Raw genomic sequence first — 12,059 nt, forward strand, 5'->3', positions numbered from 1 at the left:
ACTCTCACGCCACTGGCCAACAAGGGTAAACATGTAATCTCTACGCTCTTTCATAAATATATTATTTTGGGCGTAAAGCTAAAGACGATCAATTAATCAGAAAATATGCAGTTGGTCGGGCGGATACCGTTACCCTTCCTTCGGGACCCATCCCCATATGTCTCGCATATCTTTCGGTAAAAAGGCCGAAAAGCGGCACTTTAGCGAAGGGCAAGCGGCTACATAGCGGGAGAAAAGCACATAGGAAGAGAGAGGGTAGAACATGGGTTGGTACAGAGTCATACCGGAGACCGCCTGGAACCCGCTTCGGAGCTCAATGCTAACTCAGTGCATACTCGTTGTTTACTCAATCGCATGGGAGCAGACCAAGGTAGCATCCTGTATGCATCAAGTAAGCATGGAGTATGCACCGAGCTCCCTGGCCATCCCGGCGAAAGGTAGCCCGGGGGTACGGACGGCCCGGACGGGACGACGGCGGTGTTTTCTCCGAAAAGTTATTGCCGGATCAACAGGTCAACCCTTGTCGTTCAGCAGATGTGTATTGGATGGGGGATCGGACGACAAATAGTATCGTGAAAACAGCTTTCCGCATTAAAAAAGGCCGTGTTAAAGGTGCTTAAAATCAATTTCGAGCCACGGGTTTGAGCTCTTTTGCCGCCCCATGCCATTAAAGGAATGAAGCGTGGGATCGAAGATCTGGGCAATGGACGGAAAATCCCTTTCAGCGAATCTGAGGAATTGCTAACTCGTAATCCGTAATTTCTATAATGGCGGATTATAAACGCTGCTTCTTCCAAGAGGCAAAAAGCAGGCACGAAGCATTGTTGGGGTAAGTAAAGGAACGGCATTTGCCTTATTAAATGAAAAAAATCCTTGCAAGAATGAAATTATATCCCTAAACTTACCCTTGGATTAAAACATCGGCCTAAACGTTGTCAGCGATTCAAGAGCAGAGATTTATTTGGCTAATGTGGGAGGATGCTAGTGTGAGCTTTCTTGTACGATTATAATTATAGCCATTAATCGGAACCTTAGAACTTGAATTAATACCAACTACCTTATATCTATGAAATCGAGACTGATCACCTTTTTAGCCACTGGCTTTTATTTATTGCAATGGTACATGCCCAAACCAATGAGTTTCCGTTAGTGGGAATGTGGGAATTGGCACAACCGCCCCGTCAGCTTTGCTACACATTATAACCGGAGGTAGTGTATCGCCGTCCTATCCCACGAGAAGGGCGAGGGAGAGCTTGCAAAGAAAGTATTGCTTATCGAAGAAAAGATTAACCCAAATAAACTGATACATTATGAGACTTGAATCTAAATGGCCAGCTAAAATAGCTTGGAAATGTATTTTACTGGTGTTGTTTACTATACTCTATTTTTCTGCTACTGCACAAACAACCGGCTCGGCGAATACCGGTGGAACGGGATGGAAACGAATCGCATATGTAAACGGACAGGTGGGGCGGGGTTTTGGTACCGTTTCGCTTTACGTAACCGGTGGAGATTACACACCGAAGATGACCACTATCAATTGGTTTCACGATTGGTCGACCAGTGCCGGTATCACCATTACTTCAGATAGCAAACATGGCAATTATTGGACGGCTTGCCGCATCACGGACGACGGTACGAACAGTTACCTGGAGGTCAATTTTACCACGAGCATTTCCTATCTTCAATTGATTTCGGACAACTATGGTTGGCGGCCTGCAAATTTGTATACAGGAACCCTTCCAAACGGGGGAGGAAACATTAGGGCTTCAGCGGAAGTAGCTCGATTGAATATCGAAGATCATTTGGTCGTTGCCAATAACGGCCGGATCGGAATTGGCACAGCTACGCCGCAAGCCAAATTGGCCGTAAACGGCAATATTTTGGCTACTGAAGTGAAGGTGAAGACCGATATCTCCGTGCCAGACTATGTATTTGAACCAGACTATGAATTACCCCCACTAAGCGAGATTGAAGCCTTTGTAAAAGAACACAAACATCTACCAGAGATCCCGTCAGCAACGGATATCGAACGGGACGGACTAGATCTCGCCGAGATGAACCTACAGTTATTGAAGAAAGTCGAGGAGCTCACGCTGCATATCATCCAGCTTAATAAAACCAATGGTGAACTAATCGAACGAGTCCAGGCTTCTGAGACTCGAATAAAGGATTTAGAAAATAAAAAGACGAAATAAATACAATGAGGCAATTTTTAGTTTTAACATTGTTGTGTTTGATAGTCTATCCGGCTATCTCGCAGACCTCAGGAACCGCCGATTCGGGCACGATGGGATGGAAGCGCATCGCTTATGTATCCGGATCAGAAGGTAGGGGATTTGGCAGCGTAACGATATATACCCAAGGGGGTGGTTTCCAACCGATTGCGACGACCATCGACTGGTTCCATGACTGGAGTTCGGGTGCCGGTATCCGCGTCAACTCTGACAGCCCGACAACACACTATTGGACGGCCGTACGCATTACAGATGATGGCACAAACAGTTACATCGAGGTCAACTTTGCTACGACGGTTGATGACGTGCGCCTGCTTTCCGACAATTACGGATGGCGAGTAGCTACGCTATATACCGGTACGTTGCCTGATGGAGGAGGAAATGTAAGGGCCACTACAAATGTCGGACGCTTCGGTATCGAAGATAAATTCATGATCCGGCACAATGGCAATGTCGGTATCGGCACAGCCACGCCAACTGAAAAATTATCGGTCAATGGCAACATCCGCGCTAAGGAGGTTAAAGTAGAGACAGCCAATTGGCCGGATTACGTGTTTGAAGAAGACTATGCCCTCACACCGCTTTCGGAGCTGGAAACCTATATCAAAGCCAACAAACACCTGCCCGGCATACCTTCCGCACAGGAAGCCGAGGCCGATGGTATCGGCCTTGCCGAGATGAACCGTAAGCTATTGGAAAAAGTGGAAGAATTGACCTTGCATTTGATTGACGTCAAAAAGGAAAACGCAGAACAAGAAAGTAAGATAAATCAGCTCATGCAGAAAATCGGTGAAAATTAATGCAAACGAACCATGAAAACCCTAAAGATATCACAAATGATTATCAGCCTTTTAGCAGCTGTAGGTCAGGGCTCATTAGTCGAAGGAATACTTAAAAATACCAACGGTAGGTTGGTCCTTCAGTGCTTGGCCAAGCTTCTAGAGTGGTGCGAGATCGACGGGACGAACGATATGAAAATATCCAGATGACTCAGGATAGTATTCTGCAATGTCAGACTTTAGGATTAGAACACCACTATGATAACCTTCAAGAACCGATTCTGTTGGCACCAGCTTTGACTGACTTCACCTGCTCTTAAGGAGGGTTAGTATTTCATCGATTTTGAATCCTAGTTCAGATTGCAGATTTTTGATGTATTCTTCTTTCTCTTCCAGTTCCTCTTTTAAGAAGCTGACCATACGTTCTTTCTCCTCGTTTAATTCTCGTAGTCGAGTTACCTCTTGATCCAACGCAGTCTTTTCTCGGTTTAGGATGGATTTAAGCGGTTCATTTTGACCATAGTACTGTAAAAACAAATCCTCGTCAAGGAGTACGCAGAATTTAGCTAAACGCTCTGCATATATATCCTTAAGCGGATATATATTCCGTACCGATCGTAAAGAAATATTTAGCGCATCGGCAACTGCTTTATCTTCAATTCCTTTATCTCTTAATTTTTTCTGCAGGTAACGGCCTAAATCTTCGTTTTCATCCATGAAACAAAAATCTCAAAGTTTAAGCATGGCATGCGTGATGGGAATGCTTAAATAATGGATGTTAAATGATTAATATTTGGACAAGTCTTTTTGATTTCGTAATATTGCAAAGAAATAGCGAATGTGGCTATTTCATTGGTATTAACAACAAGAGTCTCGTTTACAAACTCTAACAATTAACTCAGGCGAGACGGTAGGTTAATGCCCATGGTGATATTTTACGTACATTTGGTGCGTCAAAGTAGCGCTGTGGGCTCTACTGAATCCGTCCTGAGAGGGGTTAGAGCCTTGTAAAGCGGTAGTTGGTAGGGTTCACAGCGCTATTCGTGTTTAAGCCAAGCCGATAACCAGGGACTCGTTTTCAACTAACCATATGAAGACGAGTTTTTTATTTTCCAAGCCCGCCAATTTCCCAACTCATACACGAGAAGTAAGAGGCGTATTATCTAAACCGTGGATAATTTCCACGTCAAACCTTCAAAAAAATGTATTCAAAAGCCCGGTTTGACTTCGTGCAGAAACCTGAATCAATTCAATTTTCTTACATCTAAATCAAACATTAAATGAAGCAAAATTTACGCTTATGGGGCTCGTATTGCCTAAAGCGAATACAACCAATTCACCTTATACACCAGAAATACGCACCGGAACAGCAAAATATTTATGCAGGAAGCTCGCGAACACGCCCTGCCTTTCTTCGTACTTTCTTCTGCCTTTCTCCTGCCGTTATCCGAGAATTTATAGAGGCGTATCCGTGCTGTATCCGCGGTTTTCTCGGATACAGCACGGATACGTCCCGCATACAGCACGCGAGATGGCAGAACAAGATCAGGAGAAAGTCGGGTAAAGGTATGTCCGCGGTTGGGAAATCCCGGCCGGTCCCGTGCCTCAGCCCACCTTCCGTTACCCTTCCTTCGGGTCCTATCCCCATATGTCCCGCATATATCTCGGTAGAAAGCCCGAAAAGCGGCACTTTAGCGAAGGGGAAGCGGCTACATAGCGGGAGAAAGGCATATAGGGAAAGATATGGAATGGAGCATGGATCGCTACGGGGTGATACCGGAGACCGCCCGGAACCGACTTCGGAGCTCAATGCCAACTCAGAGCCACCTCAGTTTGCACTTGATCTGTTCCAACCAAACCAAGGTACGACCAAGTCCAGACCGAGACCAAACCAAGGTACGACGAAGCTCCGAAGCCATCCCCAAGAATGCCCCGAAAGGGGGTTGACCGTGGCGCGCCCGTCAACCGCTTGGGCTTGGTTCGGAAATGGCAATACAATCGTTCGGCAGTTGCTCGGCTGTGCTTCGGCATTTTCTCGAAGCGTTGTCGAAGGTTTCTCGAAGCCCCGTCGAACAATTGTCGAAGCGCTGTCGAAGGATTGTCGAACAAGTCTCGAACAACAGTCGAACACCAGTCGAAGAAATTTTGAAGAATCATGTGTTTGGACCCATGCGAAGGCTCCAGCCCGTAGCGGGCTGGGCCTCGCTTTGGGGATGACGGTAACATTGTTTCTAACGATCACGTGTTTGGAAGCCAATGCGCAGTGGAGGGTTGATCCGGGCATTGCTTTGGATAACATCAAGGCATTGAAAATAGGGGACAGCATACCCGAAGCAATATGGCACTTGCCGCTACAGGTAGCGAATCATCCCGAAGGAAAGGATACGATCAAGCTCAATGACTACCGGGATAAAAAGCTGGTCGTGCTGGACTTCTGGGCTACATGGTGCAAACCCTGCCTGCTTTCACTCGCCAAACTGGATACCATACAAGCCACCCTTAATAAAGACGACCTCTCGGTATTGCCCGTATTGGTATACGACTACCCGAAGAATCTTCCCTCATTTGCTGAAAGGCGAGGCGGATGGCCATGGGCGTGGCCCACGGTGGTAAACGATACACTGCTCAATAGGGTGGTCTTGGCCCGGTACCTTACAGGCTTCGGCACGGCGTGGATTGCCGAAGGCAGGCTGCTGGCTGTACCGCATCCGAAAGCCATGACCCGCGACAACATCCTGAAGGCAATACAACGGGAAGCGTTGACCATTCAAAACCTGACTGAATTACCATTAACCAATTGATTCCTTAAACCGTAAACATGAAACCAATCTTTATCGCTTTATTGACAATTATAGCCACAACTGCAATTGCCTTATGCCAGCAGTCAATTAACGGCACGGTGGTCTCCGCAGCGGATGGATCTCCCCTGGCGGGAGCGAGCGTTCGCTCAACCGTACACGGAACTTCCACCACTACCGATCAGCTTGGACGCTTCACACTGTCCGTAGCAATGCCAACCGATACCCTGCGCGTTACTTACGTGGGCTATCTGCCCAAAGATGCGGTGTACGCCGGACAGGCTGGGACAGCGATGGAAATCGCACTCATCCAGGACGCTTCTGTATTGGAAGAAGTGGTCATCAATACCGGATATTACGAGGTGCCCAAAGAACGGGCAACCGGTTCCTTTGCCCATATTGACAATGAACTGCTGAATCGCAGCGTAGGCCCCGATATCCTGCAGCGATTGGAAGGTATAGCGCCGGGCGTGCAGTTTGTCAACGCGGGTGGAACTTCGCCCTCGGATATCCGCATACGGGGCGTGGCAACTATTGAGTCGGATGAAACACCGCTGATCATAGTGGATAACTTTCCCTATGAACTGGACATCACCACCATCAATCCCAACGATGTGGAGAGCATCACGGTACTGCGGGACGCGGCAGCCGCAAGTATCTGGGGGGCACGGGCGGGCAATGGCGTGATCGTTATTACCACCAAGCAGGGACGGTATAATCAAAAGGCCCGGATTTCGGTCAACAGCAACGTTACGATGGGAGAGAAGCCCAACCTCTATTACGGTCAGGACAGGCTTCCCAGTGCGACCATGATGGAAATTGAAAGGGAGCTGTTTGAACGCGGCAACTATGCCGAGCAGCCGCAGACGGTCATTCCCGCCTATGTGGAGCTGCTCATCAAACAACGAGACGGACTGATCAGCGAAGCGGATTTCACCCGCGAGGAGGCATTGATGAGACAGGCGGACATCCGGGATGAAGCACTGCGCCACCTCTATCAGGGTGAACGCCATCAGCAATATGCCCTGAACATCAGCGGCGGTGGCGAGAACTACCGCTATTACCTTGCAACGGGCTATGACAAAAACAACGGCATCCTTGTGGGCAACGGCGCCGAACGACTCAACATCAACCTGCAGAATACCTTCCGGCCGTTGGAAAGGCTCGAAGTAACGGCAGGGATTTGGTATACCCAGCGGCAGATGGCCAACGATGGTCTCAGTTTTTCTGACCTCGCACCGCGTTCGGCACAGACGGTGAGCACCTATACGCGGTTGGCCGATGAACGGGGGAATGCCTTGCCGATTCCGCATGAACGCCGGATGCAATATTACGACCAGGCACCGGAAATGGGTTTGCTCGACTGGCATTTCCGGCCGCTCGATGAACTGGATTATACGGACCGGGATAGCCGGGATATCGAGTATCGCCTCAATACGTCTATACGATATAGTTTTCCCAAGGGATTCAATGTACAGGCTACCTATCAATACGTACGACCGACGGGCGCAAGCAAGACATACTACGCACCGGAAAGCTACTATGTCCGCAACCTCGTCAATCGCTTCACGCAGGCAGATGGCACACAGATCGTACCGTACGGCGGTGTGCTGGAAGGCGGGTTGAATAGGCTGACCAACATCCACTCGGGCCGCACGCAGCTCAACTACAGCCGGGATTTCGGTGTGCACAGGGTGGTGGCACTGGCCGGAGGGGAAATCCGGCAGAGCGTCGGACAGACAAGCCCAGGATTCCGGATATACAACTATGATCACGATCTCCTTACGGGTACGGCAAACTTCAATTATACGCAATCCTATCCTACGAGGCCTACGGGCAGTGCACGGATCAGTGCTCCGTCCGTATCGATGGGCCACGTGACAGACCGGTTCCTCTCGTACTTTAGCAATGCAGCCTATACCTATCACGATCGCTACACGCTTTCCGGGAGCCTGCGTTGGGATGCAAGTAACCTGTTTGGCGTGAAGACCAATCAGAAAGGTGTGCCGCTATGGTCCATCGGCGGTAGCTGGGAGGCGAGCAAAGAGGCGTTCTATGGTGTTTCTGGCTGGCTCCCTTATCTGCGCTTAAGGGCTACGTACGGTAGCGCTGGGAACGTGAACAAGCAGGTGAGCGTATTCCCTACGGTGAGCTACTCATCGGATAGCAATACGGGCCTTGCGACGGCAAGGGTACGTAATGTGGGCAACCCTTCGCTTCGTTGGGAACAGGTGAACACGGTGAATGTTGCCGTGGATTTCGCCTTGTTCAATCGACGGATACAGGGCAACTTCGAGTATTATAACAAGCATGCGAGCGACCTGATCGGGGAGGATTACATGGCACCTTCCACAGGTATCAACGCATCGTCCGGCCTTTCCAACGACATCAACTACGCCAACCTCCGTACACAGGGATGGGATGTGCAGTTGACCACCCGGAACCTCGCCGGGATATTCAGCTGGCAGACGGATATCCTGTTCAGCCAGGTGAGAAACCGGATTACCCATTTCAATACAGCGGACGCCCCCCGAATAGATAATTACCTGTCCAACCCACCGCCTATCATCGGCAGGTCGAGGGATGCAATTTATGCACTGCCATGGTACGGACTTGATCCCCAAACAGGATACCAATTGATGTACATAAACGGTGAAACTACGACTGACTACCGAGCTTTTTATGAGAGTATTTTGCCGGATGATTTGGTTGTTTCGGGCGTTACGGTGCCGCCATACTACGGGTCCATGCGGAATACGCTCAGGTGGAAAGGAATCGAGATCAGTGCAAATATCCTGTTTAAGGCGGGGTATGTGTTCCGTCGCAATTCGATGTATCCTGGGCAGGAGTATTTTGGCAATGCAGGCTACCACACGGATTTCTTCAGAAGGTGGCAGCAACCCGGTGATGAGCGCAGTACGCAGGTGCCCGCAAGGGCGGATGCTTATATCCCATATGCGGATGCCACCTACCGCAATGCCGAGGTATTGGTTACCGATGGGACTCACATCCGGTTGCAGGATGTCAACCTGGCTTATCAATTGGATGGCAACCGACTTGCTGGTTTGCCCGTGAAAAATATCCGGCTGTACGCGTATGCCCGTAACCTGGGCATCCTATGGAAAGCCAACAGATACGGGATAGACCCCGATTATCCGGGAGCGGAATACACTGCGCCGAGGACTTTTGCATTGGGCATACAGTTGGATTTTTAACGCAATAATTCGAAGATATGAAATCAAAGAAATCTTTAATTTATTTGGCTTGCCTGATAGCGTTATGCAGTTGCGGCCAAGAATTCCTGGATATCAAAAGGAGCAAGGGGCAGGTGGTACCGGTGGACGTAGCCGACTTCCAGGCGATACTCGATAAATGGGATACGTTCAACAGCGGCTCCTCACACCGGCTGGGAACGATCGGTGCCGACGAATATTACATCGGAGAGGAGCAATGGAACCTCCTTACCCAACCTGCTGAGAAAAACGGATACATATGGGGCGATGATGTTTACGAACGGCAGGAAGTGGTGGATTGGAACAGTGCATACCACCGTATCCTGTTGGCCAACATGGTATTGGATGGGTTGATCAAAATCGATCCATCGCCCGATGAAAAGGGGGCTTGGAACAGTGCGCGAGGTGGTGCACTTTTTCACCGTGCCTGGAACTACTATCAGCTCGCTCAGCTCTTTTGCAGGCCTTATGATCCCCGGACCGCATCGACGGACATGGGGGTTCCCCTGCGTCTGCAACCAGATGTTACCTTGAAGATCGGCCGCGGGACGGTAGAAGGCGTATACCAGCAGCTTATCGCTGATCTCCGGGAGGCCATTGATCTCCTGCCGGTTGAACAGCTGAACAGGATGCGGCCCTCGAAGCCTGCTGCTTACCTGCTATTGGCCCGTGTATTTTTACAGCAGGGCGACTACAGCAGTGCGCGGGAATATGCGAACAGGTGCCTCGAACTAAAAAATACGCTGCTGGATTTTAACAAGGTGAATCTTGCGTCAAACGACTTGATGCCAGTAGATTTTGGCGCAAGCAACCCCGAGGTGCTGTTCTTTGGGTACATGGACCAGATGGTCATCATCAGTACCAGCCACTTCCATGCAGATACCGCGTTGCTAGACTTATACGGCGCTGACGATTTGCGAAGAGCTGCATACTTCAGGGATGCGGGAGGTGGCCGGCAGGTATTCAAGGGGTCATACGCCGGTGCACTCGGTTTTTTTACCGGTATGGCAGTGGATGAAGCCTATCTCATTAAGGCGGAATGTGATGCCCGTGCAAATGATGTTCCGGCAGCATTGGAAGCGTTGAATGGGCTATTAAGGCATCGTATGGACGGCGACACCTTTGTGCCATTATCCGTGCAGCATAGCGAAGAATTGCTTGCATTGGTTGTGGAGGAACGACGGAAAGAGCTTCTGCTTCGTGGTGTCCGATGGGAAGACCTGCGGCGGTTGAATAGGGAGGGACGGCTTGGAGGTGAACTGACCCGCAAAATAGGTGAAGCGGTATATTCACTGAAACCCGGTTCGGACAGATGGATGTGGCCACTTCCAGAAGACGAAATTGTATTGGGCGGGTTGAAACAAAATGAACGGTAGAATAAATAAAAAAAGGGGAACGGCGCCGTTCCCCTTTTTACAACACTACTGCGCTTGAGGCTGCCGTGCATCATCGGCGACGTCCACTAATTCGTCATCCAATGCGTCCTGTACGGTTTGTGGCTTTTCAAGCTCATTGTTGGGATCACTCCGATCGAACTCCAACTCAACGGCACAGATATCGTGCAGATTCGACTGCGCACAGCTGGTCGAATCACTAAGCGGAGGTTCTGGAATCATGTTCCCAATCTGTTGATTCGCAGGATCGGTAGCGGGGCTTCCCGTAATAGTCACCTCATACCATCCGTCTTCCGGCTCGTCATAGCGCTCCGCTAACTTGAAAGCCGAAAACCCGATAAACGTAGCTACTAAAGCCAACAGGAAAAAATACTGTTTAATGAAGTCTGTAACTTTACTTCTCATCTTATGGACTTTTCTTTCGCATTTGGAAAAAAAGCACCCCAAAAAAAGGTTTGTTTAACTTTTGGCTTTTCAAAGCCGTTATACCCATCCGGTCACTTACGTGGAGATTCCGGTCACGTGCCTCCGCGCTTGCCCTCGGCAAGTGCGAATTACGTACGGTGTACAGGCATGGTAACGTTTTAACAAGGCCCTGCGCCTGAACAGGGCAAACTTTCTTGGGAAACGCTTACTGAACGTAGATACGCGTCGTTCGTCAGTGACGCGTCCTGAAACGGGGAATAATCCATCCGCCTGCCGGAACAGGCGGACTGATCTGCGGTAGCTCCCGCGGTGATTACCCGGGCTTGTAGGCCACGTGAGCCACACACCTAGAACCGCTAGCAGGAAGAAAACGGCATTGAACCACAGATGATCGTCCCACGATAAGCCATTGATTACCGATCCACAACCGCATGGGCGCTTTTCGTACCAGCCTAGCACACCGAAACCGATGAACAGGGTGAAAGCCAGCATAAGGATGGCCGAAAGCCACATGCCCTGATGCGTGCGCCGCCGGTTTCGTGGCCAGGCGAGCAGGACGGCCGCGCCCAGCTCCGCCAGCGGCAGCAGCCAGAACAGGATATCGGCGCTCCACTCGGGAATCGGTTGACGCCGCAGGGTGTTGTGGAACCCCGTAAGGTCCCACAGCTTCTCTACGGCTACCGACCCCCACAAAGTCAGGAACGCCAACCTGATCATGCCCGATATCATGACTAAGGTGGGACCTACTACCCGTTTTTCTTTCGCTATCGTCCGAATTGCTTTCATCTTTTGTCCTCCTTTTCAATGCGCCTTCCTTAGCGCTTTTTGGCTAAGATAGAACAAGGCAATGCGGGGCCGGGGGGCGGCGGATGGCCTTAACGATAATGCGGAGCAGGATTGGGGGGGGGGAGGGACAATGTTGAATTGGGGTTGCTGATGGGATATCGGTTGATTATGGCTAGGGATTGGGGGCGGATCAGCCGCCCCCGAAAAAGTTTAAAAAATCAATCTCCAAACCTATCGTTGCCTTTGCGGCTGGAGAGGAGCAGTTCGAACCGCTGAATGATGCCTTCCCGCTTCTCATCCGTTTCATTTTAAAGCCATGTCGCGGTCATAAGTGTCAGTTGTCCAGATGGGATTAGAAAAGTTAAGGCGCTAGCAGAAAAAGGCATTTACCGTATTAAAATGAAAA

General features: G+C 49.9%; 8 protein-coding genes. 5 read left to right on the forward strand and 3 right to left on the reverse strand.

Going from position 1 to position 12,059, the window contains the following annotated elements; genetic code table 11:
* Positions 1-1,310 precede the first annotated feature (1,310 nt).
* Entirely contained in the window at positions 1,311-2,198 is an 888-nt protein-coding gene (locus ACFQRK_RS22840) for a hypothetical protein (RefSeq protein ID WP_379010639.1), read from the forward strand.
* 38 nt (positions 2,199-2,236) lie between these two features.
* Complete coding sequence (locus ACFQRK_RS22845) at positions 2,237-3,037, forward strand: hypothetical protein (RefSeq protein ID WP_379010640.1); 801 nt, start codon at positions 2,237-2,239, stop codon at positions 3,035-3,037.
* A 285-nt stretch (positions 3,038-3,322) separates the two neighbouring features.
* Here the strand turns inward: ACFQRK_RS22845 and ACFQRK_RS22850 are convergent, their stop codons facing one another.
* On the reverse strand, positions 3,323-3,733 hold the full coding sequence (locus tag ACFQRK_RS22850) for a hypothetical protein (protein WP_379010641.1): 411 nt from the start codon (positions 3,731-3,733) through the stop codon (positions 3,323-3,325).
* A 563-nt stretch (positions 3,734-4,296) separates the two neighbouring features.
* Between ACFQRK_RS22850 and ACFQRK_RS22855 the strand changes: the two genes are divergently transcribed.
* The 3 genes from ACFQRK_RS22855 to ACFQRK_RS22865 are packed head-to-tail and all read left to right on the forward strand — an operon-like array spanning position 4,297 to position 10,423.
* Positions 4,297-5,817, forward strand: a complete 1,521-nt coding sequence (locus tag ACFQRK_RS22855) for a TlpA family protein disulfide reductase (RefSeq protein WP_379010643.1) — start codon at positions 4,297-4,299, stop codon at positions 5,815-5,817.
* Between the two features lie 17 nt (positions 5,818-5,834).
* Positions 5,835-9,029 (forward strand): SusC/RagA family TonB-linked outer membrane protein, encoded by a 3,195-nt coding sequence (locus ACFQRK_RS22860; RefSeq protein ID WP_379010644.1) that lies wholly within the window; start codon positions 5,835-5,837, stop codon positions 9,027-9,029.
* A 17-nt stretch (positions 9,030-9,046) separates the two neighbouring features.
* A complete protein-coding gene (locus tag ACFQRK_RS22865; protein WP_379010646.1) occupies positions 9,047-10,423 on the forward strand; it encodes a RagB/SusD family nutrient uptake outer membrane protein in 1,377 nt (458 codons plus the stop codon).
* A gap of 45 nt (positions 10,424-10,468) precedes the next feature.
* On the opposite strand, the gene ACFQRK_RS22870 is transcribed toward ACFQRK_RS22865, so the two are convergent.
* Both ACFQRK_RS22870 and ACFQRK_RS22875 read right to left on the reverse strand, forming a co-directional pair.
* The gene (locus ACFQRK_RS22870) at positions 10,469-10,846 is read right to left on the reverse strand and encodes a hypothetical protein (protein ID WP_379010648.1); all 378 of its coding nucleotides are present in this window, start codon (positions 10,844-10,846) and stop codon (positions 10,469-10,471) included.
* A gap of 96 nt (positions 10,847-10,942) precedes the next feature.
* Complete coding sequence (locus ACFQRK_RS22875) at positions 10,943-11,653, reverse strand: MauE/DoxX family redox-associated membrane protein (RefSeq protein WP_379010650.1); 711 nt, start codon at positions 11,651-11,653, stop codon at positions 10,943-10,945.
* Between the last annotated feature and the right edge of the window lie 406 nt (positions 11,654-12,059).

Source organism: Parapedobacter sp. GCM10030251 (assembly GCF_042666505.1).
Classification (GTDB): domain Bacteria; phylum Bacteroidota; class Bacteroidia; order Sphingobacteriales; family Sphingobacteriaceae; genus Parapedobacter.